The 26,395-nt window shown below is 70.2% G+C and carries 18 protein-coding genes; 12 read left to right on the top strand and 6 right to left on the bottom strand.

The window, feature by feature from the left end; translation table 11 throughout:
• Nucleotides 1–34: 34 nt before the first annotated feature.
• The gene (locus tag B0293_RS38820) at nt 35–766 is read right to left on the bottom strand and encodes an SDR family oxidoreductase (protein ID WP_005167269.1); all 732 of its coding nucleotides are present in this window, start codon (nt 764–766) and stop codon (nt 35–37) included.
• Nucleotides 767–880: 114 nt separating this feature from the next.
• On the opposite strand from B0293_RS38820, the gene B0293_RS38825 reads away from it, so the two are divergent.
• On the top strand, nt 881–1,354 hold the full coding sequence (locus tag B0293_RS38825) for an RrF2 family transcriptional regulator (protein ID WP_039919802.1): 474 nt from the start codon (nt 881–883) through the stop codon (nt 1,352–1,354).
• 73 nt (nt 1,355–1,427) lie between these two features.
• Here the strand turns inward: B0293_RS38825 and B0293_RS38830 are convergent, their stop codons facing one another.
• The gene (locus B0293_RS38830) at nt 1,428–2,234 is read right to left on the bottom strand and encodes an NmrA family NAD(P)-binding protein (RefSeq protein WP_005167266.1); all 807 of its coding nucleotides are present in this window, start codon (nt 2,232–2,234) and stop codon (nt 1,428–1,430) included.
• Between the two features lie 141 nt (nt 2,235–2,375).
• Between B0293_RS38830 and B0293_RS38835 the strand changes: the two genes are divergently transcribed.
• Both B0293_RS38835 and B0293_RS38840 read left to right on the top strand, forming a co-directional pair.
• Nucleotides 2,376–2,597, top strand: coding sequence for a hypothetical protein (locus tag B0293_RS38835; RefSeq protein ID WP_005167264.1), 222 nt, complete (start codon nt 2,376–2,378; stop codon nt 2,595–2,597).
• A 152-nt stretch (nt 2,598–2,749) separates the two neighbouring features.
• The gene (locus tag B0293_RS38840) at nt 2,750–5,326 is read left to right on the top strand and encodes a glycoside hydrolase family 3 protein (RefSeq protein ID WP_039919801.1); all 2,577 of its coding nucleotides are present in this window, start codon (nt 2,750–2,752) and stop codon (nt 5,324–5,326) included.
• A 117-nt stretch (nt 5,327–5,443) separates the two neighbouring features.
• Here B0293_RS38840 and B0293_RS38845 read toward each other — a convergent pair whose 3' ends face one another.
• Complete coding sequence (locus tag B0293_RS38845) at nt 5,444–6,643, bottom strand: oxygenase MpaB family protein (protein WP_005167261.1); 1,200 nt, start codon at nt 6,641–6,643, stop codon at nt 5,444–5,446.
• Between the two features lie 115 nt (nt 6,644–6,758).
• Between B0293_RS38845 and B0293_RS38850 the strand changes: the two genes are divergently transcribed.
• On the top strand, nt 6,759–7,388 hold the full coding sequence (locus tag B0293_RS38850; protein ID WP_005167259.1) for a TetR/AcrR family transcriptional regulator: 630 nt from the start codon (nt 6,759–6,761) through the stop codon (nt 7,386–7,388).
• Here B0293_RS38850 and B0293_RS38855 read toward each other — a convergent pair.
• On the bottom strand, nt 7,342–8,007 hold the full coding sequence (locus B0293_RS38855) for a TetR family transcriptional regulator (RefSeq protein WP_005167257.1): 666 nt from the start codon (nt 8,005–8,007) through the stop codon (nt 7,342–7,344). The genes B0293_RS38850 and B0293_RS38855 overlap by 47 nt on opposite strands.
• A 78-nt stretch (nt 8,008–8,085) precedes the next feature.
• Here B0293_RS38855 and B0293_RS38860 point away from each other — a divergent pair, with 78 nt between their 5' ends.
• From B0293_RS38860 to B0293_RS38870, 3 genes are read left to right on the top strand one after another with little or no spacing between them, the layout of a single operon-like run.
• The gene (locus tag B0293_RS38860; protein WP_005167256.1) at nt 8,086–9,516 is read left to right on the top strand and encodes an FAD-dependent monooxygenase; all 1,431 of its coding nucleotides are present in this window, start codon (nt 8,086–8,088) and stop codon (nt 9,514–9,516) included.
• Nucleotides 9,517–9,567: 51 nt separating this feature from the next.
• Nucleotides 9,568–10,773 carry an MFS transporter gene (locus B0293_RS38865; RefSeq protein ID WP_039919788.1) on the top strand — a complete coding sequence of 402 codons (1,206 nt, stop codon included), beginning with the start codon at nt 9,568–9,570 and terminating at the stop codon, nt 10,771–10,773.
• Nucleotides 10,770–11,324, top strand: a complete 555-nt coding sequence (locus B0293_RS38870; protein WP_005167254.1) for a TetR/AcrR family transcriptional regulator — start codon at nt 10,770–10,772, stop codon at nt 11,322–11,324. Before B0293_RS38865 ends, B0293_RS38870 begins: the two co-directional genes overlap by 4 nt.
• Nucleotides 11,325–11,663: 339 nt before the next feature.
• Here the strand turns inward: B0293_RS38870 and B0293_RS38875 are convergent, their stop codons facing one another.
• Both B0293_RS38875 and B0293_RS38880 read right to left on the bottom strand, forming a co-directional pair.
• The gene (locus B0293_RS38875) at nt 11,664–12,629 is read right to left on the bottom strand and encodes an aldo/keto reductase (RefSeq protein ID WP_039919787.1); all 966 of its coding nucleotides are present in this window, start codon (nt 12,627–12,629) and stop codon (nt 11,664–11,666) included.
• A 2-nt stretch (nt 12,630–12,631) separates the two neighbouring features.
• Nucleotides 12,632–13,432 (bottom strand): SDR family oxidoreductase, encoded by an 801-nt coding sequence (locus B0293_RS38880; protein ID WP_005167252.1) that lies wholly within the window; start codon nt 13,430–13,432, stop codon nt 12,632–12,634.
• Between the two features lie 301 nt (nt 13,433–13,733).
• Here B0293_RS38880 and B0293_RS38885 point away from each other — a divergent pair, with 301 nt between their 5' ends.
• From B0293_RS38885 to B0293_RS38905, 5 genes are read left to right on the top strand one after another with little or no spacing between them, the layout of a single operon-like run.
• The gene (locus tag B0293_RS38885; RefSeq protein WP_005167251.1) at nt 13,734–20,045 is read left to right on the top strand and encodes a type I polyketide synthase; all 6,312 of its coding nucleotides are present in this window, start codon (nt 13,734–13,736) and stop codon (nt 20,043–20,045) included.
• An 8-nt stretch (nt 20,046–20,053) separates the two neighbouring features.
• Entirely contained in the window at nt 20,054–24,082 is a 4,029-nt protein-coding gene (locus tag B0293_RS38890; protein WP_005167250.1) for a beta-ketoacyl synthase N-terminal-like domain-containing protein, read from the top strand.
• Between the two features lie 15 nt (nt 24,083–24,097).
• Nucleotides 24,098–24,397 carry a phosphopantetheine-binding protein gene (locus B0293_RS38895; RefSeq protein ID WP_005167249.1) on the top strand — a complete coding sequence of 100 codons (300 nt, stop codon included), beginning with the start codon at nt 24,098–24,100 and terminating at the stop codon, nt 24,395–24,397.
• Nucleotides 24,398–24,401: 4 nt separating this feature from the next.
• On the top strand, nt 24,402–25,187 hold the full coding sequence (locus tag B0293_RS38900; protein WP_005167248.1) for an alpha/beta fold hydrolase: 786 nt from the start codon (nt 24,402–24,404) through the stop codon (nt 25,185–25,187).
• Entirely contained in the window at nt 25,184–26,317 is a 1,134-nt protein-coding gene (locus B0293_RS38905; RefSeq protein ID WP_005167246.1) for a glycosyltransferase, read from the top strand. Before B0293_RS38900 ends, B0293_RS38905 begins: the two co-directional genes overlap by 4 nt.
• Nucleotides 26,318–26,395 lie beyond the last annotated feature (78 nt).

Genomic DNA, 26,395 nt, shown 5'->3' on the forward strand with positions numbered 1-26,395 from the left:
GTCACATGCGGGCATGGTTCCCTTCAGCCCACGGCTACTTCAGCCAGTCGAGGTAGCGGGTCGCGGCGATGCGGGCGCCCTCCCTGGTGGTGAGCACGTCACCGGAGACGGCGGAGAACATGCCCGCGGTCTCGTCGGTGGTCACCGAACGCGTGTCTCCCTTGACGGACAAGGTGATCCGGCCCAGTTCGTCGAGCGGGTAGACGTCCGGGCCGCCGACGTCGAGCGTGCCGTTCAGCGGCTTCCCCGCCGAGACCTCGGACACCGCGGCGGCGACGTCGGCCGCCGCGATCGGCTGGATCGGCGTGCTGGGCAGGCGGACCGTGGTCTCGTCGGCGGTCCAGGACAGGACCGCGTCGACGAACTCCATGAACTGCGTGGCGCGGACGATCGAGTAGGGGAGGCCGCTTTCCTTGAGGATGTCCTCCTGCAGCGTCTTCGCGCGGTAGTAATCGAGCTGGGGGACCTGGTCGACGCCGACGATCGACAGGATCACGAAGTGCCCGGTGCTCGCCTTCTTCGCCGCGGCCACGAGGTTGTCCATCGACGTCCGGAAGAACGTGGGGGAGGCGTCGTCGAAGGTCGGCGAGTTCGTGAGGTTGACGACCACGTCGGCGCCGTCGAGCGCGGCGTCCAGCCCCTGGCCGGTGAGCAGGTCGACCCCGGTGGACGGCGAATGCGGCACGGCCTCGTGCCCGGCCTCGTTCAGGTTCCGCACGACCTGCGAACCGATCAGCCCGGTCCCGCCGATGATCGCGAATTTCATGACGCAGCGCCCTTCCTCGATGGGCGTCCGCTAACTCGGACACCTCATGTCCGGAATAATACTCGGATACATTATGTCCGAGTCAAGAGGCGAGTTAGAGTGATCCGGGTGAAGATGTCCGGCGGAGTCGAATGGGCTCTGCACTGCTGTGTCGTGCTGACCTCGGTCGACGAACCCGCGCCCGCCGCGCGCCTGGCGCAACTGCACGACGTCTCGCCCAGCTACCTCGCGAAGCAGCTTCAGGCCCTTTCGCGGGCCGACCTCATCCGGTCGGTGCAGGGGAAGGCCGGCGGCTACGTCCTCACCCGGCCGCCCTCGGAGATCACGGTGCTCGACGTCGTCGAGGCCATCGACGGGCCTGGTCCGGCCTTCAGCTGCACCGAGATCCGTCAGCGTGGCCCGATGGCGACGCCGCCCGAAGCGTGCACCGCGCCGTGTGCGATCAGCCGCGCGATGGCGAACGCCGAAGCCCAGTGGCGGGCGGCGTTGCGCGCGGTATCGATCGCGGATCTGGCCGACGACGTCAGGGGTGACTACGGCCCGGGCGCCCTGGCGGGGATCGGCGCCTGGTTCAAGGCCGAGGGGTAGCTGAAGGGGACTTTCCCCGCATGTCATGCGAGGAAAGCGCCCTTCACCGCGTGAGATGAGGGGAAAGTCCCCTTCAGCCCCGGAACCGGTCCACGTGCTCGCCGACCCACTGCGCGAACGTCCGGGCCGGACGGCCGAGCACCCGCTCGACCGTGTGGTCCACGGTCCGCGCCTCCACGGGCGGATCGCTGTGCCAGCCGATCACGTATTCGGCGTCCGCCGCCGAGACGCCGTCGGCCAGTAGCCGGTCGATCGCCTGCTGCCGCGTGATCTGTTCCAGGCCGATGTCGCGGCCCAGTGCGGTGCCCAGGATCGCGATCCGCTCACGCGTGGTCAGGGATTCCGGTCCGGTGAGGTTGTAGACCTTGCCCGAGTGCCCGTCCTCGACGAGCGCGGTGGCGGCGACGGCGCCGATGTCGGCCTCGTGCACCACCGCGCTGGGCAGGTCGAAGGGCTCGCGGACCAAGCCCTCGGCGCGGATCGAATCGGTCCAGGTGAGGGCGTTGGACATGAACTCCTGGGGCTCCAGCCGCGTCCATTCCACGCCCGACTCGGTCATGGCCTGTTCCGTCGGCCCGACGTAGCCGCCCCACACGATCGTCATCCGCCGCACGCCCGCGTCCACGGCGCGTTTGACCAGGTCGGCGCCGACATCGGCGAGGCCGGCCGTCGCGGTGATGTGCAGCCGGGTGACGCCGTCCAGTGCTTCGGTCAGCGTTTCGGGTGCGGTGTGCGTGCCCCGCGCCAGTTCGACGCCCGCCGGAAGCCGGGCTTCGGCGGGGTTCCTGCTGAGTGCCCGGACGCGTTCCCCGCGGCGGACGAGTTCGGCCACCACGTGGCGGCCGGTGTTCCCGGTGGCCCCGGTTACCAAGACGGTCATAGGTGATTCCCTTCGTTCTCCGCGAAGGTAAAAGCTCAAGCAATGTGGAGGTCAAGTGAGCCGGTCAGGAATCGAGAAGCGTCGGAGCGCACGGAATCCCTAGCGTCGTCGCCACACGCAAAACGACTCCAGGAGGTTCTCGTGAGCAAGCGGATCCGGACGTTCCACCGGTGGACGTCGCTCGTCTTCGTCGCCACCGTCATCGTCTGCTTCGTCGTCATCGCGCTGGGCAGTTCGGCCCAATGGGTGCTCTACACGCCACTGCCGCCGCTCTTCCTGCTGATGTTCAGCGGGCTCTACCTGTTCGCGCTGCCGTACACCGCCAAGCGGCGTGGGCGGCGCGCGGTGACGGACGCGTCTTAGTTTATGACAAAAATTAACGGTCCCCGTACCTGTCCGAAACTCTTGACGCCGCCGCCCGGTCCGGTGAAGATCGGCCGGTCCCCGCCTCCCGCAGAATGGACCAGACCATGGCAAGACGTCCTCGTACGCGCCGAAGTCCGCTCATCGCCTTGCTGGGGCTCACCCTGCTCGGCGGGACACTGGCGGCCACGCCCAACGCCGTCGCCGCCGAGCAGCCCGTGATCGGGAAGCCCGCGCTCGACCGGGACGGTTGCGCCCGGATCGAGAAGAGCCTGCCGACGCTCGCCGACTGGCCGAAGGTCGAGAGCCGGTTCAAGGGGAAGGCCGGTGACGAGCAGCGGATCGCCGAGATCCTCAAGGGGATGACCCTGGAGGAGAAGGTCGGGCAGATGACGCAGCCCGAGATCGCCGCCATCACCCCCGATGAGGTCCGCCAGTACTCCATCGGCTCGGTCCTCAACGGCGGCGGTTCGTGGCCGAACAAGGACAAGCACGCGTCCCAGCAGGACTGGCTGAAGCTCGCCGACTCCTACTGGGACGCCGCGAAGACAAGCCGGACGAAGATCCCGGTGATCTGGGGCATCGACGCCGTGCACGGCAACAACAACGTGTACGGGGCCACCGTCTTCCCGCACAACATCGGTCTCGGCGCGGCGCACGACCCGTGCCTGGTGCGCGACGTCTCCGCGGCGACGGCCCGGCAGATCCGCGCCACCGGCCAGGACTGGGCGTTCGCGCCGACGCTGGCCGTCGTGCGGGACGACCGCTGGGGCCGCACCTACGAAGGGTTCTCCGAGGACCCGCGGATCACCCGGGCCTACGGCTACGAGGCGATCAACGGCCTCCAGGACGGCTCGACCAAACGCATCGGCTACAACGGCGTGATCGGCACCGCCAAGCACTTCATCGGTGACGGCGGCACGCTCAAGGGGCAGGACCAGGGCGTCAACCCCTCCTCCGAGGCCGAAATGATCAACGTCCACGGCCAGGGTTACTACGGCGCGCTCGCGGCCGGCTCCCAGACCGTGATGGTGTCCTTCAACAGCTGGACCAACGCCGAACTCGGCATCAACGAGGGCAAGCTGCACGGCAGCGACAAGGCGTTGAACCAGATCCTCAAGGGCAAGATGGGCTTCGACGGCCTCGTCGTGTCCGACTGGAACGGCATCGGCCAGGTCCCGGGCTGCACGAACTCCTCGTGCCCACAGGCGATCAACGCCGGGATCGACATCGTGATGGTGCCGAACGACTGGAAGGCGTTCATCACCAGCACCGTCGCCCAGGTCAACGCCGGCCAGATCCCGGTCTCGCGGATCGACGACGCGGTGACCCGAATCCTGCGCGTCAAGCTGCGCTCTGGGCTGTACGAGTCGCAGAAGCCGTCGGACCGTTCCTACGCCAACTCCGATGAAGCGCTGAAGGAGACCTGGCTGGCGCGCGACGCGGTCCGCTCGTCGCAGACGCTGCTGAAGAACAACGGCAACGTGCTGCCGCTGAAGCCGAAGTCGAAGGTCCTGGTGGTCGGCAAGAGCGCCGACAGCATCCAGAACCAGACCGGTGGCTGGACGCTGAGCTGGCAGGGGACCGGCAACACCAATGCCGACTTCCCCAACGCCACGTCGATCCTCACCGGACTCAAGCAGCAGCTCGGCGACGTCAACGTCACCTTCGACGAGAAGGGCGACACCGACCCGAAGGGCTACGACGCGGTCATCGCCGTCATCGGTGAGACCCCGTACGCGGAAGGCGTCGGCGACCTGACCCGCAAGACCCTGGAAGCTTCGAAGCTCTACCCCGAGGACCTCGCCGTGCTGGACAAGGTCCGCGGCAAGGGTGCTCCCGTCGTCACCGTCTACGTCGGCGGCCGCCCGCTGTACATGAACAAGGAGATCAACCGTTCCGACGCGTTCGTGGCGGCGTGGCTGCCCGGTACCGAAGGCGGCGGTGTCGCGGACGTCCTCGTCAAGGGCGGCTTCAAGGGAACCCTGTCGTACTCGTGGCCGAAGAGCGCGTGCCAGACACCGTTGAACCCGGGCTCGGCGGACTACGACCCGCTGTTCAAACTCGGCTACGGCCTCAAGACCGGTCAGCGCGTCACGATCGGGCAGCTGGACGAGACCGCCGGTCCGGTGGCCTGTGGTTCGACCGGTGGCGGCGGCACCGCGACCGAGGACCTCGAGGTGTTCAACCGCACCGATATCGCGCCGTACAAGGGTTTCATCGGTTCCGCGGAGAACTGGGGCGGCACCGAGATCGGCCCCGACGGCGCCGCCTCGCACGCTGAGATCGCCGTCGTGCAGTCCGACGTCAACGTGCAGCAGGACGGGCTGAAGTCGACCTGGACCGGCACCGGGCCGGCGCAGCTCTACTTCCAGAACCCGGCCGGTACCAACGATCTGCGCGGGTACCTGAACGCCGACGCGGCGCTGGAGTTCGACACGGTCGTGCACGAGGCGCCCGCCAACCGGACGGTGATCAGCATGCACTGCGTCTACCCGTGCTTCTCGGAGGTGAACGCGACCAAGCTGTTCACCGACCTGGCGGGCGCGCCGAAGTCGACGGTGAAGATCCCGGTGTCGTGCTTCGCCACCGGGCTGGATCTGGAGAACGTCAACACGCCGTTCCTGGTGTACACCGACGGCAAGTTCTCCGCTTCGTTCGCGAACGTGCGGTGGGTGCCCAAGGGGGCGCAGGATCCTGATGCGAGGCCTTGCTCCAGTTTGAACTGACCGCGGATCACCACCGAACACCGGTCCGTGAAGGCCGCCTTGAGGGACCCAGAGTCCCTCAAGGCGGCCTTCACGGACTTGCCACCCGACACGACACCTCAATAACCGCCTACGAGGTCAGGAAGGCCGGTTCATGTCCGGGATCTCGATGTTCACCGGCCTGCCCTCCGAAAGCCAGAGCCGGATGTACCGCCGGATCGCCTCGTCCAGCACCCAGGCGGCCTGCGGCACCAGCGGCAGCGGGATGAGCTTTTCGTGGAACGCCACCAGCGCCGGGAAAGCGGTGCCGATCAACGGATCCCAGATCGGTTCGCGCGGGATCCCGTTCCACTCGGAGAACCGGTCGCCGATGATGTGGCGGGCCAGCGCGTTGACCATCGGCCGGTCGGCGCGGCCGGGGCTGGTCTGCTCGGCGAGCATGTCGAGGAGGATGTCGGTGAGCTCGACACCCTCGCGGGTCGGGCCCATCGCCGGGTCCAGCACCTGCTTGGACTGCGCGTAGGCCGCGTCCCAAGTGGACGGCAGGTACTCGTCGCGGATCCCGAGCATGTGCCCGGTCACCTGCCAGCTGTGCAGGTACGCGGCGGAATGCGCGGAGGAGACCCGGACACGCCAGTCGGTCAGCTTGCGCATCGTGTACGTCGGCAGGGTGTGCCACGTGACCAGCATGTCGTTCTGGCTGATCGGGATTCCCTGTTGCCAGTGCGGTGATTGCGGCAGCAGATGCCGGACGGCGGCGTGCACCAGGCGGGTCTTCACCGCCGAGACGATCATCTGGCCGTCGGGCCGGTAGGCGTTGAGCGAACCGACGTCGTAGCCGAGTTTGGCCGTCTTCGCGACGCGGTCCTTCATGTCCGCGCCGCCCTTGGAGTAGTAGACCGCCCTCGCCTCGTTGGGGATGGCGGTGCTCAGCATCCCGCCGCCGAGCCCGTTGAGCAGGTTGACGAACCGGCCGCTGACCTTCATGAAATCCGCCGCCTTGTCCAATGTGGACTGATTGGCCCAAGAAGGCAGCTGTCGCGCGTGTTCGACGAACTCCCGCAGGTCCGGCGGGAGCCCGGACGGCGTCGGCTGGTCGTTCCTGGTCCAGGTCCGCAACGCCTGGTTGACCGCCGCGACCTGTCCCCGGTCGAGCATCGCGGCGACCACCGGATCGGCTTCGGCGTCCCACACCCATTTCGGATCGGTGCCCGCCCCCGCCCCGGCCACCGAACCGCTCGGACTCCACGCCCAGGCGGGCCGGGCCATCCCCATGGCCCCCAGGACGGTCGCTCCGCCACTGACGATCAGCATCTTGCGTCGATTGAGTTCGGTCATGCGCCAGTACTCCTCCTTGAGTCCCGGACCTGCGGATTGATACTGTGATACAAGTAGTGCAACCGCGTATCTCAAGGAGAGCACAATCATCGCGAAGACGCCAGACCCGGATTCTTTGCTGGAGCGCGCCCTCGCCGACGCGCTCGAACGCGCCGAGGAGAGCGACGAGATCGCGCTCCGGCTGCTCGACGCCGCCTACGAACAGTTCTGCCGGATGGGGATCCGGCGCTCCACCATGGAGGATGTCGCGCGCCGCGCGGGCGTCTCGCGGATCACCGCGTACCGTCGGTTCGCCACCAAGGACGCCCTGGTCGAACAGGTCGTGCGCCGCGAGTTCCGCCGCTACTTCGACCAGTTCCTGCACGACATCCAGCAAGCGGAGACCGCCGCGGACCGGGTCGTGCTCGGCTTCGCCAGCGCGCTGGGCGCGATCCGCCGCAACCCGCTGATCGGCGGGCTGATGGCCGTCGAGCCCGACGTGCTCGTCCCGTCGATGGTCAGCGACGGCGGCAACACCCTGGCGACGGTCCAGCGGTTCGTCGCGGGTCAGCTCCGCCGTGAGCAGCAGGCGGGCAACGTCTCGGAGGACGTCGACGTCGAACTCGTCGCCGAGCTGATGACCCGGGTCTCCGCGTCGTTCCTGGTCACCCCCAGCCAGGTCGTCGACCTCGACGACGACGAGCAGGTACGGGAGGTGGCTAGGCGGTTCCTGGTCCCGATGCTGCGGCCGCGACCAGGCCGTTGATCAGCAGATCCAGTGCCCCGATGAAGTCCGGCTCGGGATCGTGCGCCTTCAACGCGGGGATCGCGCGGCTGAAGTTCGGCAGGACCGCCGGGTCGATCCGCCGCAGGAACTGCTCCTCCTGCTCCAGCTCGGCCTCGCCCTTGCGAGCCTTGGTGAAGCCGGCGGTCGTCAGCAGCAGGGAGCCGAAGACGAGGCTGTTCAGTGCGCCCAGTGCCGGGCGGATCCCGTCGTCGTCGAAACCGGCGTCGTAGAGCGCGCCGATGAGATCGTCGAGCGGCAGCAGGGCTTGCAGTGAGTTCGGATTGGCCTCGTCGGTGGCCAGCGCCATCGGCACGACCGGATGCGCGGCGAGCGCGCGATAGGTGTTGAGCACGGTGACCCGCACCCGTTCCGGCCACGGTGAGCCGGGATCGGCCCGGTCGATCCCGCGGTAGACGCGTTCCGCGATGCCGTCGAGGATGTCGGTCTTGTTCTGGACGTGGTTGTACAGCGCCATCGCTTCCACGCCGAGCGTCTTGGCGAGCTTGCGCATCGACAGCCCTTTGAGGCCTTCTTCGGCGGCCAAGGCGAGTGCGGCGTCCAGGACCTTCTCCCGGTTGAGCGGTTCCCTCCGCGTCATCTCACGTCCTTCACTTGACAGGTTTACGGTGTATCTATCATATTTACGGTGTAAATATACGCTGTAAATAGGGGTGTCATGAACGACGTGATCATCGTGGGCGGGGGACCGGTCGGCCTGCTGCTGGCCGGTGAGCTGCGGCTGGCCGGCGCGGATCCGCTCGTCCTGGAGGCGGCCGACGGGGCTCTGCGCCGGAACCGGAGTTACGGGTTGCGCGGGATCAACGGCCGCACCTCGCAGTCGTTGCGGATGCGCGGCCTGACCGAGGCGTTCTCGGCGGCGCAGAGTGAGCTGTTCGCCGTCGCCCGACGTCTCCCGCGGCTGATCAAGGGGGATCGGGCGCGGGGGCATTTCGGCGGCCTGCCGCTCGTCGAGGACGAGGTCCAGCCGGGTGCCGCCCATGGCTTCGTCCTCAGACAGCATGTGCTGGAAGGGATTCTCGCCGATTGGGCGACCGGGCTCGGTGTCCGGATCCGGACGGGCTGCGAAGTCGTCGACGTCGTCCAGGACGATTCGGAGGTCCGCGCCGTGCTCGCCGACGGTCGATCCGAGCGGGCCGCGTATCTGGTGGGCTGCGACGGCGGCCGCAGCGTCGTGCGGAAACGGACCGGGTTCGCGTTCCCGGGCACGGACGCGACGATGACCGGACGGGTGGCCTCGGCCGATATCGCCGACCCTGGCGCGGTTGAGTCGTCCCTGTACGGCCGCCGCGGCATGGTGCACGTGTCGATGGTGCCGGGCGAGATCGCCACCATGGAGTTCGACGGCGGGCCGGAGGACCGCGACGCGCCGATGACGGCCGAGGAGATGCAGGCGAGCATCCGGCGGGTCAGCGGCGTCGACGTGACGGTCACCCGGCTGGACGGCGGGATCCGCTTCAGCGACAACACGCGTCAGGCGGACACCTATCGGCAGGGGCGGGTGTTCCTGGCGGGCGACGCCGCCCACGTGCATTCGCCGATCGGCGGCCAGGGACTGAACCTCGGCCTCCAGGACGCGATGAACCTCGGCTGGAAACTGGGCCTGGTGGCGGGCGGCCGGGCATCGGAGTCCTTATTGGACACTTACACCGCGGAACGGCATCCGGTGGGGGCGCGGGTCCTGCGCAACACCCGCGCCCAGGTCGCGCTGATGCGTCCCGGCCCGCAGGTGGCCGCGCTTCGGCAGGTGCTGGAGGAGACGCTGGCGATCCCGGAGGCGATGCGCCACTTCATCGCGATGGGCAACGGCACCGAGATCGATTACGCGCCGGGCTCCGCCCAGCCGCTGGTCGGCAGGTTCGCTCCGGTGCCGTTGGTCTCGGAAGACGGGCGCCCGGTGCTGGTGACCGGTTCCGAGGAGATCCGAGACGCGGTGAACGGCCGGGTCCGGATCGTCGAGGCGGATTCCGGGACCGGCTTCCTGGCGCGGCCGGACGGGTACGTGGCGTGGGCCGCGCCGGACGGCGATCCGGCCGGACTGGCCGAAGCGCTCCAGTTCGTTGCGGGTTCGGACGGGGTGCGGGTATAAAGTGAAACGAGTGTTCAATATGTAACGATCGTTCAAGTTGTGGAGTGTGTCGTGGCGGGTCGGTATCGAGAGCTGTTCTCCGCGAAGGGCGCGCTCGCCTTCTCCGCAGCCGGGCTGGTCGCCAGGATCCCGGTCCCCATGGTGGGGATCGGGATCATCGCCATGCTGGCGCGGACGCGCGGCGACTACGCGCTCGCCGGACTGGTCTCGGCGGCGTTCACGTTGTCCATGGCGTTGCTCGGACCGCAGGTCTCGCGGCTGGTGGACCGCCGGGGGCAGGGCAGGATCCTGCTGCCGGTGACGGGGGTCAGTGTGCTGGCGCTCGGCGCGCTCCTGCTCTGTGCCCGGTTCGGGGCGCCGGCCTGGACGCTGTTCGTGTGCGCGATCCTCGCCGGGTTCATGCCCAGCATGGCGGCGATGGTCCGGGCCCGGTGGTCGGAGCTCTACCGTGGCTCGCCGCGGCTGCACACGGCGTTCGCGCTGGAATCGGTGGTCGACGAACTGACCTTCGTCATCGGGCCCGCGCTGTCGGTGGCGTTGTCCACCACCGTTTTCCCCGAGGCGGGACCGCTTGTCGCGCTGGTGCTCCTCTCCGTCGGGGTGCTGTTGTTCGTCGCGCGACGCGACACGGAACCGCGTGTCCTGCCGTCGAGTGGGCCGGCCGGGAGTTCGGCGATCCGGCTGGGCGCGGTGCGGGTGCTGGTGCTGACGCTGGTGGCGGGCGGTGTCATCGTCGGCACGGTCGATGTCGTCAGCGTGGCGTTCGCGGAGCGGGCCGGGGCGCCGTCGGCGGCGGGTGTCGTCGTCTCGGTCTACGCGGTGGGCTCGGCGATCTCGGGACTGGTTTTCGGGACACTCAAGCCGACCATGGCGCCGCCGCGGTCGCTGCTGATCGGTACCGCGGGCACGGCCGCGAGCGCGGTACCGCTGCTGGTCGTGGACGGCGTCATCGGCCTGTGCGTGGTGGTCTTCGTCGCCGGATTGTTCTTCTCTCCCACGATGATCGTCGTGATGGGGATGATCGAGCAGGTCGTCCCAGCGGAGAAGCTGACCGAAGGGATGACGTGGGCGATCACCGGTCTCAGCATCGGGGTCGCGCTCGGCGCCGCGGTGTCGGGAGAGGCCGTCGACCGCTTCGGGCCGGACGGCGGGTTCACCGTCGCGGTCGTCGCCGGTGGCTTGATCATCCTGATCGCCCTGCTCTCGTATCCTCTGCTGAGCAGGAAGACCACGATCCGCGAGGGGGTGACCCGGTGACCGAGCCGAGTACCGATGGCCGCCTCGCCAAAGGTGAGCAACGCAAACGGGAACTGATCGGGGCGACCCTGCGCATCGTCGCGAGGGACGGCGTGTCGGGGGTCAGTCACCGCACGGTCGCCCGCGAGGCGGGGCTGCCCGCGACAGCGGCCGCGTACCACTTCCGGGGGATCGAAGACCTGCTGACCGCCGCGCTCACCCGGTGCATGGACGAAGACGCCGAGCGGATGCGCGTCCTCGCCGCGGAAACCGGCGCGGACGCCTTGCCGAAGTTCGCCGCCCTGCTGGCCCGGGTGGCCGCGGAACCCGGGCATCTGCTGGCGGAGTACGAGCTGTACTTGCTCGCCGCGCGAGAGCCGAAGCTCCGCGAGTCGACCGATCGCTGGATGGCGGCCCTGGCGGAGTTCGCGCGAGGGCACACCGACGATCCGGTCCGGGTCGAGATGCTGGTCGGGCTGGTGGACGGGTTGCTGCTGCAGGGTTTGCTGCGTGACGAACCGCCGACGGCGGAACGGTTCGAGGCCATCCTGCGGACCGCGCTGGGCTCGTGAGTGTTAAGTCGCGTTAGAACGACACTTACCACTCACGACCCACGCAACAGGGTCGCCGGGTCAGTGGCTCCGCGCGACGCCAGGCTCTTCGGCGTCGACTGTGTGGATTTTGGTGCGTTGGACGACCAGAAATCCACACAGTCCCTCGTGACCGGCCCCGTCGCGAAGGGGTGTGTGGAAGTAGGGACGCTGAACGTCCCTACTTCCACACACCCCTCACTCTGAGCGACACTTCGCGCCTCGCCGGCGACAGTGGCAGTGAGTGGTCGGTCGAGTGGGTCGTGAGTGGTAAGTCGCGTTAGAACGACACTTACCACTCACGAGACCCGATGCGGCCCGTCAGCCGGTCGCGGGCGGCGACCAGGTCAGCCGAGGGTCCGTCTGCACGAAACTCCCCAGCAGCTGGTCGATCCGCGTCAGCGCGTCGAGGTCCAGCACCACGCCGGACGCCTTCGCGTTCTCGGTCACCTGGGCGGCGCTGCTCGCCCCGGTGACCGCGGACGCGACGGTGTTGTGCTGCAACGTCCACGCGAGCGCCAGCTGGGCCATGGTCAGCCCGGCCTCGTCGGCGACGCCGCGCAGCATGCCGACGCGTTCGAGGAGGTCCGGCAGGAGCAGCGGCCGCGCCTCGACCGACTTCGCGCCGCGCGAGTCCGGCGGGATCTCACCCGGCCGGTACTTGCCGGTCAGCACACCCTGCGCGAGCGGGACCGAGGCGAACTGGCCGATCCCGGCGCGTTCGCACACCGGCATCACCTGAGCTTCGGCGACCCGCCAGAGCATCGAGTAATGCGGCTGGTTCGCGACCAGCGGGACGCCGTAGCGGTCGGCCAGCGGCCGAGCCTCCAGCAGTTGCTCCGCGGTCCATTCCGCAGTGCCCGCGTAGAGGATCTTCCCTTGCCGCACCAGATCCGACAGCGCGAGGAACGTTTCCTCCAGCGGGGTGCGGTAGTCGAACCGCAGCAGCTGGTAGACGTCGACGTGGTCGGTGCGCAGGCGCCGCAGCGATCCGTGCAGCGACGTCGTCAGGTGCTTGCGGCTGAGGCCGGCGTCGTTGACGCCCGGGCCTTCGGGCCAGAAGACGCCGGTGCACAGGACGAGGTCGTCGCGGCGCGCGTGGCTCAGCGCCGCGGCGAGGTTCTCCTCGGCCGCGCCGCCGTCCCAGGCGGCGGCGGTGTGGAACGTCGTGATGCCCGCGTCGAGCGCGGCCTGGACGCATTCCGCGCCGTCGGGGTGGGTGAGCCAGTTGCCGTACGAGATCTCGCTGACGGACAGTCCGCTCGCGCCGAGCCTGCGGTACTCCATGGTCACCTCTTCCGCGCGCCGGTTTCGAGGATGGTGCGGTCGATCCACTCGTCGAGGCCCGCCGCCTTGCGGGCGTAGGTCTCCCGCACCGATTCGTGCGGCAGGATCAGGAACTCCTCCGACGCCAGGCCGTGCACGACGGAGTCCGCGACGTCCTCCGGTTCCAGCAACGGCGCCGCGGCGGCGATCGCGAGCGCGGCGGGGTGCCCGGCGGCGATCCCCGGCTCCAGCAACGCGGTCCGCACGCCGAGCGGGCACAGCGCGCTGACCCGCACCCCGCGCGGCCGGTAGGTGATGGCCAGCCATTCGGCGAGTCCGACGGCCGCGTGCTTGGTCACCGAGTACGGCGCGTCGCCGGGGGTGCCCAGCAGACCCGCCCCCGACGCCGTGATCAGCAGATAGCCGTTCCCTCGGCTCAACATCGCGGGAAGCGCGACCTGAGCGGCGTGCACATGCTGCATGACGTTGATCGACCACGATCGCGCCCATTGCTCGTCGGCGGCGTGCACGCCCGTGCCGAACGCGGCACCGGCGTTGGAACAGAACAGATCCACCGGACCGAACTCCGCGCGGGCCTCGGTGACCAGCATCTTCAAGTCCTCTTTGGACGACGCGTCCGCGTGGCGCGCGATCGCGGCACCTCCCGAGGCCGTGATCCCGGCGACGACCTTCTCCGCCGACTCGAGGTCGAGGTCGGAGACCACCACCCCGGCGGCGCCCTCGGCGGCGAACCGCCGGGCCATGGCGGCGCCGATACCGTGTGCCGCGCCGGTCAGCACGACGACTCGTCCTGTCACTTCCACATGCGCTCCATGGTTATTTCGTCTGCTTTCGATGACAATTATTCTGTTTTGTCACACCGGTGAGCAGTGCGTTGTTCAAATATGCGATACGGATGATAAAAGTGCAGGTCAGAGACTTGTTCGGGCCGTGTCGACATATTTGTTTCCGGCGCCGGACTTTAGCATGTGTTCCCTTGTTTTTCGAGTTTCACCGCGAGAGTATTGCGCTCTCTGCGGCAAGTAGGTTATTTCTTGTGAATCCCGCCGAAGATCGCCGAAACCGGCGAGGTTCGACCAGCCCAGCCGAACAGGAGGTCCGCCGGTGAGTCATGCGACGGCGCGCACGCGGGTACTCGGCGTCAACCCGCTCGGACGTCCGGATCCGGGGCTGGCGGCCGCCGTCGCCAGGGGCGGCGGCCTCGGCATTCTCGACCTCGGGCGGACGACGTCCACAGTGGACGGAAGGTTCCCGTTCGGGGTCCGGGTCCCGGCGGGCCGTCACGTGCGGGAAGAAGAGGTGCGGGAGAGCGGCGCGGGGCTCCTCCTGCTGGCCGAAGGGGCAGTTCGGCAGGGCAGGGGAGATCTTCCCGTGCTGGCCGAGGTGACCGGCGTCGAGCAGGCCGTCCGGATGCTCGACGCCGGCGCCTCCGGTCTGGTGGCGAAGGGCGCCGAGGCGGGCGGCTCGGACCTCACCACGTTCGTCCTGCTGCAGCGACTGCTGGAGCGCTTCGGCGAGGACGTCCCTGTGTGGGCGTACGGAGGCATCGGGCCGCGGACGGCGGTGGCCGCGCTCGCCGGGGGCGCGGCCGGTGTGGTGCTCGACGGACTCGGTCTGTTCCCGGAGGCCGACGTCCCCGAGAGGGCGAGAAAAGAACTACTCAGGGCCGACGACGGACTCGCCTCGCTGTTCGCGAATCGCTTCGAGGACGCGGAAAGCGCTGTCCGATCCGTCGTGCGATCCCTTGCCGCACCGCCGCCGGTGAACCCCTCGGACCAAGGCGTACGGCTGTGCCGCACGTTGGGGACCCGGCTGCCGGTCGTGCAGGGACCGATGACGCGGGTGAGCGACCAGCCCGGTTTCGCCGCCGCCGTCGCCGCGCACGACGGGTTCCCGTTCGTCGCGGTGGCCACCGCGAACGGGGCCAAGACCGCCGAACTGCTCGGCCGCACCGCCGAAGCGCTCGGTGAGCGGCCGTGGGGCGCGGGCATCCTCGGGTTCGTCCCGGAGGACCTGCGCGCCGAGCAGCTCGCGGCCGTGCGTGCGGCGCGCCCGCGCTGCGTGCTGATCGCGGGCGGGAAACCCGCGCAGGCCAAGGCACTGGAGGCCGACGGGATCGCGACGTTCCTCCACGTGCCGTCGCCGATCCTTCTGCGGCAGTTCCTCGACGCCGGTGTCCGCCGGTTCGTCTTCGAGGGCGCCGAATGCGGCGGGCACATCGGCCCGCGGTCGAGCTTCGTGCTGTGGGAGCAGCAGCTGGACGTCCTGCGTGAGTACGGCGCCGAGGACGTCGAAGTGCTGTTCGCGGGCGGGATCCACGACGCCCGGTCGGCCGCCATGGTCTCCGCCATGGCGGAGCCGCTTTCGGGAATCGGTGTCCTCATGGGCACCGCGTATCTGTTCACCGAGGAAGCCGTCACCCATGGTGCCATCACCGAGGTCTTCCAGGACCGGGTGCTCGGCGCCGGGTCGACGGTCACCCTGGAAACCGCGCCCGGGCACCTCACCCGCTGCCTGCCGAGTCCGTACACCGACGAGTTCGCCGCGCTCAAGGCCGGGCTCCGCGCGGACGGGGTCTCGCCGCAGGAGAGCTGGCAACGCCTGGAGGAGCTCAACACCGGACGGCTGCGGATCGCGAGCAAGGGCATCCGGCGCGAAGGCGATGCCCTCGTCGAGGTCGACACGTCCGGCCAGCTCGTCGAGGGGATGTACATGGCGGGCCAGGTGACCGTTCTGCGTGAACGGCGTACCGATATCGCCGCCCTGCACCGGGAAGTCACCGAAGGCGCGACGGAACTGCTGGCCGCGCGGCCTCTGCGCGAAGAGTCCTTTGTGGACGGTGACGTCGCCATCGTCGGCATGGCCTGCGTGTTTCCCGGCGCGTCGGATCTCCCGGCCTTCTGGGCCAACGTCCTGCGCGGCGCGGACGCCGTCACCGAAGTGCCGGACCAGCGCTGGGACAAGGAGGTCTACGCCGACCAGTCGACGTCGAAATGGGGCGGCTTCCTGCCGCCGGTGGATTTCGACCCGCTCGCGTACGGCATCCCGCCGAAGTCGATGGGCAGCATCGACCCGGCGCAGCTCGTGTCGTTGCAGACGGCGCGGCGCGCTCTCGAAGACGCGGGCTACGGCGACGGCGGCTTCGACCGCGAGCGCACCAGCGTCATCTTCGGCGCCGAAGCCGGGGGAGACCTGGCCAACGCCGGTGTCCTGCGCGCGCTGTTGCCCAGCTATCTCGAAGACGTCCCGGAGGAGCTGCTCGCGCAGCTGCCGGAACTGACCGAGGACTCGTTCCCCGGCACGCTCGCCAACGTCATCTCCGGCCGGATCGCCAACCGGCTCGACCTGGGCGGCACCAACTACACGGTGGACGCCGCGTGTGGTTCCTCGCTGGCGGCGCTGGATCTCGCGGTGAAGGAACTGCGGGCGGGCACCAGTTCGATGGTCCTGTGCGGCGCGGTCGATCTGCACAACGGCGTCAACGACTACCTCATGTTCACCTCCGCGGGCGCGCTGTCGCCGACCGGCCGGTGCCGTCCGTTCGATGCGGCGGCGGACGGGATCGCGCTCGGCGAGGGCGTCGCGTGTCTCGTGCTCAAGCGCCGGGCCGACGCCGAACGCGACGGCGACCGGGTCTACGCCGTGGTCAAGGGTGTCGGCGCGGCCAGCGACGGCAAGGCGCTCGGCCTCACCGCGCCACGCCCCGAGGGGCAGCGGCGAGCGCTCGCCCGGGCATACCACGACGCCGGGGTGTCCCCGGCGGACGTCTCACTGGTCGAGGCGCACGGCACCGGCACGGTCGTCGGCGACGCCACCGAACTGACCACGCTCACCGAGTTCTTCCTCGACGCGGGCGCCGGACCGGGCACCTGCGCACTCGGTTCGGTGAAGAGCCAGATCGGGCACACGAAATGCGCCGCGGGGCTGGCTGGCCTGATGAAGGCGGCGCTGGCGCTGTGGCACGAGGTCGTGCCGCCCACGCTGCACCTGAGCACGCCGAACCCCGCCTGGGACGCCGAGCGCAGTCCCTTCACCTTCTCCACCGGCGCCCGGCCGATGCCGGTTCCGCGCGGACGCGAGTTCGCCGGAGTGAGCGCGTTCGGGTTCGGTGGGACCAACTTCCACGCCGTGCTGGCCGCGCCGGGAGTCCCGCCCGGGCGGCGGCACGGGCCGCGTGACTGGGACGCCGAGCTGGTCCTGCTCCGCGGTCCCGACGTGGACGGCGCCCGTGCCGCGTTGCGGAACCTCCTGGCGGCGAACGAAGGCCGTCCGCTGCGGGAGATCGCCGCGCTCGCCGCCGAGCAGAGTGGGCCGGTGCGGCTCGCGGTCGTCGCGAGCGATGTCGCGGAACTGTGTGAGGCCGCCGAGGGCCGGGGCGGGCTCACCGCGAAGGACACCGAAGCCGGTGCGGTCGCGTTCCTGTTCCCCGGTCAGGGAAGCCAGCGGACCGGGATGCTCGCGGACCTGTTCGTGCACTTCCCGGAACTGGCCGACGTCTTGCGGCTCGCCCCCGACGTCGCCGCGACCACGTTCCCGCCGCGCGCTTTCACCGAGGAGGCTCGTGCGGCGCAGGACGAGGCGCTCAAGGACACCCGGGTCGCGCAGCCCGCGCTCGGGCTCGTCGAGTCGGCCCTGTGCGGATTGCTCGCCGACCTCGGTGTCCGGCCGGATCTGCTGGCGGGACACAGCTACGGCGAGCTGTCCGCGCTGTCGGTCGCCGGGGCGTTCGACACCCCGACCCTGGTCGCGCTCAGCCGGGCCCGCGCCCGTTCGATCGCCGAGGTCGCGGGCGCCGACCCGGGCGCGATGGCCGCGGTGAAGGCGTCCCGCGAGGAATTGGCCGCCGCCTTCAAGCACCCGGACGTCGTCCTGGCCAACCACAACGCACCCGGGCAGACCGTCCTTTCCGGACCGACGGCCGCCGTGGAGGAGGCCGTCCGCGTCCTCCGGGACCAGGGGATCGGGGCCAAGCGGATCCCTGTCGCCTGTGCCTTCCACAGCCCACTGGTGGCGGGCGCGAGCGACGTGTTCGCCGTCGATCTCGACAACGCCGAGGTCGGCGAGCCCGGCCCGCCGGTGTGGTCGAACCGCACCGCCCGGCCGTACGAACCCGGGAAGGTGCGCACCGAACTCGCCGCGCAGATCGGCTCACCGGTGCGCTTCGTCGAGCTGATCGAGGACATGTACGCGGCGGGGGCGCGCACTTTCGTCGAGGTCGGCCCGGGGCAGGTGCTTTCCCGGCTGGCCAAGGACATCCTCGGCGACCGGCCGTACACCGTGATCGCGTGCGACCCCGGCGGACCGGGTCTGCGCGGGTTCCTCACGGCGCTCGCCCGCCTCGCGCTCACCGGCGTCGACGTGCGTACCGAACGACTCTTCCGCGGGCGCGTCCGCGTCGGCCCGCTCCCGAAGCCCGCCTGGACCGTGGACGGCCAGACCGTCCGCGCGCCCGGCGGCGAGGTTCCCGCCCATGGGCTCGTGCCCGCCCGACGAATCCCGAGGACGACCATGAACCAGCCCGCGCCCGGTCGTGACCAGGCCGTCGTCGAATTCCTCCGCACCAGCCGTGAACTGCTGGCGGCGCAGCGGGACGTGATGCTGGGCTACCTCGGCACCACACCGCTCGCCCCGGCGCCGGTGGTGCAGGCCCCGGTCGTCCCGGCGCTGCTGCCGCCGGTCGTCGCGCCGGTCGTGCCGGTCGTGGACCCGGAACCGGCCACCGAAGCCGTCGTCACGGATGTCCTGGCCACCGTGATCGGCGCGATCAGTGAACGCACCGGCTATCCCGCCGAGATGATCGACGCCGATCTCGACCTCGAAGCGGATCTTTCCATCGACTCGATCAAGCGCACCGAGATCGCGGGCTCGCTGCTGGCGAAGCTCGGTCTTTCGGGGAAGGTGCACGACGACGCCCAGGATCATCTCAGCCGGGACCGGACGGCGAACGCGCTGACCAGCCGGCTGCGGAAGTGGCTCGAACCGGCGGCCCCGGTTGTCGCGGCACCGGCTCCCACCGAAGCTCCGGCCGGCCGAGCGCCCGGCCGCTACCTGATCGGAAGGGTGGCCGCACCGCTCGGAACGCCCGACCTCGCCAGGGTGAACGGCAAGACGGTCGCGGTGAGCTTCGAGCCGGGCCAGGAGGACCTGGCCGAATCGGTCCGCACGGTGTTCGCGGAGGCGGGCGCCATCCCGGGTGAGCGGGACGACGCCGACGTCGTCCTCGTGCTGAACCCGTTGGCGGACGCCGAAGAACCGGTTGCGGCCCAGGTCTTCGGCCTGCTGAAAGGCGTCAAGGGAGCGGTGGTCGTGGTGGCGAGGTCAGGGTCCGGGCACACCGCCGGGCTGCGCGGCCTCGTCCGGGCCGCGGCCCGGGAACGGAACGAGCCGACGAGGCTGGTCGAGCTGGAGTCCACTGTGGACCTCGCGCGGATAGTGCTGGAGGAAGTGATCGCGGACGGACCCGCCACCGTGCGGTACGACACCGCCGGGCGCGCGGCCTTCGAGCCGTCCGCCGGTTCGCTGGGCTCGATCGCCTACGCGGGCGCGGGTCCCGGCGGCGGGGAGGTCAAGGCACTCGGTCTCGGCGCGGAATCGGTGCTGCTCATGATCGGCGGTGCCCGCGGGATCACCGCACGGGCGGCGGTCGCACTGGCGGCGAGCGGATGCCGGATCGAACTGGCCGGGCGCACCCCGTGGCCCGCCGAACCCGGCGACGACGACCTGCCCGGCGACGCGCCGGGGATGCGTTCGGCCCTGGCCGCGCGCGGCGGTTCGCTCGCGGACATCGAACGCCGGGTACGCACCGTGCTGGCCCAGCGCGAGATCTCCAGGACACTCGACCAGATCGCCGCGGCCGGGGGTACCGCGGCCTACCGATCGCTCGACGTACGCGACGGTGCCGCCGTCCGGCAGGTGGTCAAGGATCTGTACACCCGCTACGGCCGGATCGACGGCGTCGTCCACGCGGCCGGGGTGATCGACGACAAACTGATGGCGGACAAGGACGAGAACTCGTTCCGCACGGTCTACGGGACCAAAGTGGACGGTGCGCGGGCGCTGCTCGACGCGCTGGAGCACTTCGGTGTCCGGCCCGGGTTCGTCACCTTCTTCGGCAGCATCGCCGCCGTGCTGGGAAACCGGGGACAGACCGACTACGCGGCGGCGAACGACGCGCTGGAGAGCCTCGGCGAACAGTGGGCCGACCGCACCGGCTGCCGCGCGCTGACCGTCCACTGGGGACCATGGGCGCCTTCGGACGACCACGCCGGCATGGTGTCGCCGGAGCTGGCGCGCGAGTACGAACGCCGCGAGGTCGCGCTGATCGATCCGGACGAGGGCACCGCCGCGCTCCTGCGTGAGCTGGCCTACGGTCCGGCCGACGTCCGCTCGGTGCTGTACACGGCGTCGCTGTGGTGAATCAAGCTGTGGTGAACCAGGAGCTGGTCGCGATCGTCGGGATGGGCGTGTTCCTTCCCGGATCGTCCACTGTGGACGCATATTGGCAGAACATCGTCTCCGGTACCGACGCGATCACCGAGATCCCGCCGCATCGCTGGGATCCGACCTTCCACGACGGTGACGGCAGCACGCCCGATCGCACCTACGGACGGCGCGGCGGTTTCGTCGCCGACAGCCTGGACTTCGACGCGACGGCGCTCGGCATCGCGCCCAGCTCCGTCAGCGGGATGGAGCCCGACCAGCTGGTCGCGCTGGCCGTCGCCGCGTCCGCGGTCGACGACGCCGGCGGCCTGCGACGGCTGGGCGACCTCGAACGCGTGGGCGTGATCCTCGGCCGGGGCGGCTATCTCTCGCCGGGGCTCCAGCGGTTCGACCAGCGGGTCCGGTCGGTCCGCCAGATCACCGGCGCCGTCCGGGAACTCCTCCCGTCGGCGCGGCCGGAAATGCTCGACAGGCTCCGGGACGCGTTGCTGGAACCGCTCGGCGAATTCCGGCCCGACACCGCGATCGGGCTGGTGCCGAACCTCGCCGCGTCGCGCGTGGCCAACCGCCTGGATCTCGGCGGCCCCGCGTACACGGTGGACGCCGCCTGCGCGTCCTCGCTGCTCGCGGTGGATCAGGCGATCGGCGAACTCGCCCGTCGTCGCTGCGACGTCGTGCTGGCCGGCGGCGTGCACCACTGTCACGACGACACGCTCTGGTCGATGTTCACCCAGCTCGGCGCCCTGTCGCCGAGTCAGCGGATCAGCCCGTTCTCGCGCGACGCGGACGGCCTGCTGATCGGCGAGGGCACCGCGATCGTCGTGCTGAAACGGTTCTACGACGCGCGCCGCGACGGCGACCGGGTGTACGCGGTGCTGCGGGGTTCGGGGACGTCGAGCGACGGCAAGGGCGCGAGCCTGCTCAGCCCGGCAGTGGCGGGCCAGACCCTGGCGCTGCGCCGCGCGTGGGCGTCGGCGGGCCTCGATCCCACCGCTCCCGGCGCGCTCGGCCTGCTGGAGGCGCACGGGACCGCGACGCCGACCGGGGACGCGGCCGAACTGGCCACCCTCGCCGAGGTGTTCGGCCCGCCGGACGGGCCCCGTGCCGCGATCGGCGCGGTGAAGGCGATGATCGGGCACACCATGCCGACCGCCGGGGCCGCCGGGCTGGTCAAGGTGGCGCTCGCGCTGCATCACGCCGTCCTGCCGCCGACCCTGAACTGCGCCGATCCGAGTCCGCTGCTGGACAAGACCCGGTTCCGGACCTTGTCCGCCGCCGAGCCTTGGGCGGCCGGTGACGTGCCACGCCGGGCGGCGGTCAACGCCTTCGGGTTCGGCGGCGTCAACGCGCACGTGGTGCTGGAGGAGGCCGACCCCGCGCCGTCGAGGCCGCGCCGGGCCAAGGTGACCGGGGAACCCGAGCGGGTCCTGCTGTTCGCGGCGTCCACTCCGGACGAACTGCGTGTCCTCCTCGACCGCCCGGAGCCCGAATCCGGCGGGCAAGGTCCTTGCCGGATCGGGATCGTCGGGCCGACCGGGAAGCGGCTGGAGGTCGCGCGCAGGGTGCTCGCGAAGGTCGCGGCCGAAGGCAAGTCCTGGCACGGGCCCAACGACATCTGGTGCAGTATGGCGCCTTTGCTGGAGCAGGCCGGGGCGAAGACGGCGTTCATCTACCCGGGCCTGGAAGCGGACGCGGAACCGCGCTGCGCCGACGTCGCCCGGCACTTCGGCCTGGACCGGCCCGAATGGTCGACGACGAGCGTGCTCGCGCGCGCGTCGAGTGTGTCCCAGGTGGGGCTGCTGCTCGACACCGCGTTGCGGCGGCTCTCCGTCAAGCCGGATCTGCTCGCCGGGCACAGCGTCGGCGAGTGGACCGCGATGCAGGCGGCCGGGATGTACCCGGGTCAGTCCACAGAGGACATGCTGGACCGGTACTGGCCGCAAGGGTTCACCTTGCCGGACGCCGAGTTCCTGGTGCTCGGGTGTTCCGCCGAACGGGCGGAGGCGCTGCTCGCCGCCGAACCGGAACTGATGGTCTCCCACGAGAACGCGCCGCGGCAGACGATCGTGTGCGGTGATCCGGCGGCCGCGGCGCGGCTCGCCAAACTGTGCACGCAGCACGGCGTCGTCGCCAGGACACTGCCGTTCCGGTCCGGGTTCCACACCCCGCTGATGCGTTCCCGGCTCGGCCCGTTCACCCGGCTCGCGGCGGAACTGGACCTGAAGGCGCCGCGGATCCCGGTCTGGTCGGCGACCACGGCCCGGCCGTACCCCGAGGATCCGGTGGAGGTCCGCGAGCTGTACCTGGCCCATCTGGTGCGCAAGGTCCGGTTCCGGGAACTCGTCGACGCGCTCTACGACGATGGTGCCCGCGTCTTCGTGCAGGCAGGCGCCGGTCAGGTCGGCTCGTTCGTGGCGGACACGCTCGGCACGCGGCCGCATCTGGTCATCCCGGCGTCTTCCGGCACGAGGCCCGGCCTCGCCCAGCTGCGCCGGGTCGCCACCGCGGTCTGGGTGGAGGGCGGACGCCCCGCGTTCGACGCGCTGGAGCCGCGCCGGACCCGGATCGACACGGCGGGCACGCTGCTCTCGGTCGATGGCGATGCCAAGGGCATGTTTGCGACCGCCACCGACCTGCCAGGGCTGGCCGACGGGATACCGGACGCGATCGTCGCGGAGTTCACCGCGCTGCTCGCCGAGACCAGGCAAGCCGCGGCGACCGTGGCCAACGCGGCCGCGCGGCGCACGGTCGAGTCCACTGTGGACGCGTCGCTCGCCACGATGCCCTATCTGATGGACCACCGGTTCTTCCGGCAGCGCGAAGGCTGGCCCGAGGAAGCGGACTTCCGGCCCACCGTTCCCGCCACGACACTGGTGGATCTCGCCTGCCGGGAGGCGGAACGGAGCTGGCCTGGCACGGTCGCGACCGGGGTGAGCAACGCGGCGTTCTCCCGCTGGCTGATCGCCGCCCCGGCGGCGCGCGTGCCGCTGTCGATGACCCGCGAGGGCGATCGGATCAGTGTCCAGATAGGACCGCACGCCAGTATGGACGTCCATCTGGCGCGGCGTTATCCCACGGCGCCGAGGCCGTCTCCGCTGCCGGGGCCGGAGACCGCGCCGCCGTTGACCGCCGCCGAGATCTACTCGCGACGCGAGATGTTCCACGGCCCCGCGTACCAAGGGCTCGCCCGGCTCATCGGGCTCGGCGAACGGCACATCCGCGGCGACCTCGTCGTCCCGCCGGCGCCCGGCGCGCTGCTGGACAACGTCGGCCAGCTGCTGGGCTGCTGGCTGATGGCGACCAAGGCGGACGCGTTGCTGGCGTTCCCGACGTCGATGGGCCGGATCACCTGGTACGGCCCGGAACCGGCGCCGGGGACCACGGTCGGCTGCGTGGTCCGGGTCCGCCTGCCGCGGCCGGACGTGCTGGAGATGGACGCCGAACTGGTGCTGGACGGTGCCGTGCTCGCCCGGATCGAACAATGGCGCGACATCCGGTTCCCGTGCGACCGGCCCGCTCACCGGGTCTACGCCTTCCCGGACCGGCACCGGCTTTCCGAGGAGCACCAGGGCGGGTGGACGGTGGTCACCGACCGGTGGCCGAGCCCCGCCGCGCGCGACATCTACGCAGGCATCTACCTCGGCGCCGAGGAACGCGCGGAATTCGCCGCCTGCGCGCCCCGGCGGCAGCGTGGGTGGCTGCTGGAACGGATCGCACTCAAGGACGCGGTCCGCGCGAAACTCGGTTTGGACGGCGTCTACCCGGCCGAACTCCGGGTGAGCGCGGACGGCACGCGGGTGACCGGGGTCCACGGCCGGACCTTGCCGCCGCTCGCGGTCGCCGTCGCGTCGGCGGGAGAGGTCGCGGTCGCCCTCGTCCGGGAGGAGAGCACGACGTCGCCCCGGATCGCGGTCCGGGGCGAAGGAGAGCTGGCGGGGCTGGCCGAGGAGATCGGCATCGGAGCGGAGTTCGCGGGGATCCCCGGGTACGTGGTGGCCTGGAATCGCGGGTAGGAACAGGAGCAGAGCATGACGATCGAACAGCAGAGCCCGACGTCGGTCTTCGGCACGGTGGCCGAGTTGCTGCGGGAACTGGTCGGGGACGTCGACGTCCTCGGCATCGAAATCACCCCGCAGACCACCTTTCACGAGGATCTCGGGCTGGAGAGCATCGACCTGGTGACCTTCGCGAGCATCCTCGCCGAGTTCTTCGGCGAGGACGTCAACCTCGCGGAGTTCCTGGCGGAGAAGGATCTCGACGACGTGATCGGGCTCCGGGTCGGCGACATCGCGGACTACGTGGCCGCCCGCCTCGGCGAACGGGGCTGAGGCGGTGCCGACGATGACCGTCAACGGGTTGCGCACGAACGTGCAGCTCGTGCCCGGCGGCGGTACCGAGACCGTGGTGTTCCTGCACGGGATGGGCACCGACAGCCTGGCGAGCTTCTACCTCACGCTGGCCCCTCCGGTCGCCGCCGCCGGGGTGGACGTGATCAGCTACGACCTGCGCGGGCACGGCAAGACCGAACGCCCCGAGCGCGGGTACACGATCGCGGACTTCGTCGCCGACCTCGACGACCTGCTGGTCCAGCTCGACCTCGACCGGCCCGTCCACTTGGTGGGCAACAGTTTCGGCGGCACCCTCGCGTACAGCTACGCGGTGGCGAAACCGGAGCGGGTGCGCAGCATCGTGTGCATCGAATCGGAGCCCGCGACCGAACTGTGGGCGGACAAGATGGCGCAGATCCTCGAACACACCGTGCGGTTCTTGAAGTTCGAGGAGAGCTTCGAGTGGATCGAGGCCAACTACAGCGCCCATCACCGGCGGCTCGCGAAGATGGCGGCCGAACGGATCATGGCCACGTCGATGGCCGAGGAGGTCCCGCTCGGGCCACTGCTGACCTTGGACCAGGTGGCGGGGATCGACTGCCCGGTACTGTCCATTTTGGGCAGTCACGGCTACCAGGCCGACGACCTCGACGCGCTGACGTCCTTGCTGCCCCGCGGCGAGCTGCACGTGTTCGAAGGCCAGGGGCACTCAGTGCTCGTCGAACAGCACCGTGAGGTGCGGGAGCTGGTGCTGAGCTGGATCTCCAAGCACGGGAGGCCGCGCGGATGAGCCGGTTCCTGCTGGTCGTGCCGCCGCTCACCGGACACGTGGCGCCGTTGCGCGCGGTGGCCGGCGAACTGGTGGGGCGTGGTCACGACGTCGCCTGGTGCGGCCCGGAACCCACGACGTCGGAGCTGACGCGCGCGGGCCGGGTGTACGCGGCGGGAGACTCGCTGGAGTTCGCCGTCGAGCGCCGTCCCGAGGGGCTGCGCGGGTTCGCGGCACTGAAGTTCCTGTGGGAGCAGTACCTGGTCCCGCTGGCGGACGCGATGGTCCCCGGCGTCGAGAAGGCGGTGGCCGCCTTCCGGCCCGACGTCGTGATCGCCGATCAGCAGGCCTTCGCGGGCGCTTTGGTGGCGAGCCGCCGTGGCCTGCCGTGGGTGACCTCGGCGTCGACGTCGACCGAACTCGGCGATCCGCTGGCGGCCATGCCGAAGATCGCCGCCTGGGTCGGCAAGCTGCAAGGAGATCTCCGGACGCGGCACAAGGTGTCCTGTGGTGACCTGCGGTTCTCCCCGGACCTGGTGCTGGCTTTCACCACCGTGTCCCTGACCGGGCCGATCGCCGACGCCGGCGCGGTCCGGTTCGTCGGTCCGGCGCTGGCTCCCGCGCCCCCGGTCGGGTTCTCCTGGGACCGGCTCGACGGGCGTCCGCTCGTCGTCGCCACCCTCGGCACCGCCAACGCCGCGCTCGGCCGACGGTTCCTGTCCGAATGCGTCGACGCCTTGGCCGGGATGCCCGACGTTCAAGGTCTGGTCGTCGATCCCACCGGCGAACTGCTCAGCGAAACCGTGCTGACGGCCAAGCGGATCCCGCAGGCGGACGTCGTACGGAAGGCGGCGGCGGTGATCTGCCACGGCGGGCACAACACCGTGAGCGAGACCCTCGCGTCCGGCCTGCCGCTGGTGATCGCGCCGATCCGGGACGACCAGTCGATGCTGGCCCAGCAGGTCGAGGCGGCGGGCGCGGGGCTGCGGCTGCGCTTCGACCGCGTGAAGGCGCCGGACATCCGCGGCACGGTCACCGAAGTGCTCACCGAGCCCGCCTACGCCGCGGCGGCCGCGCGGGTGCGGGCTTCGTTCGCGGCGGCCGGGGGAGTCGTGGCTGCCGCGGACCACCTGGAGTCCCTGCCGCACTAGAGGGCGGGTCGTGCGTGGCGATTTGGGGTCTGGGTGTGTGGGAATAGGGACGTTGAACGTCCCTATTCCCACACAGTC

The organism is Amycolatopsis azurea DSM 43854 (assembly GCF_001995215.1).
GTDB classification, from domain to species: Bacteria; Actinomycetota; Actinomycetes; order Mycobacteriales; family Pseudonocardiaceae; genus Amycolatopsis; species Amycolatopsis azurea.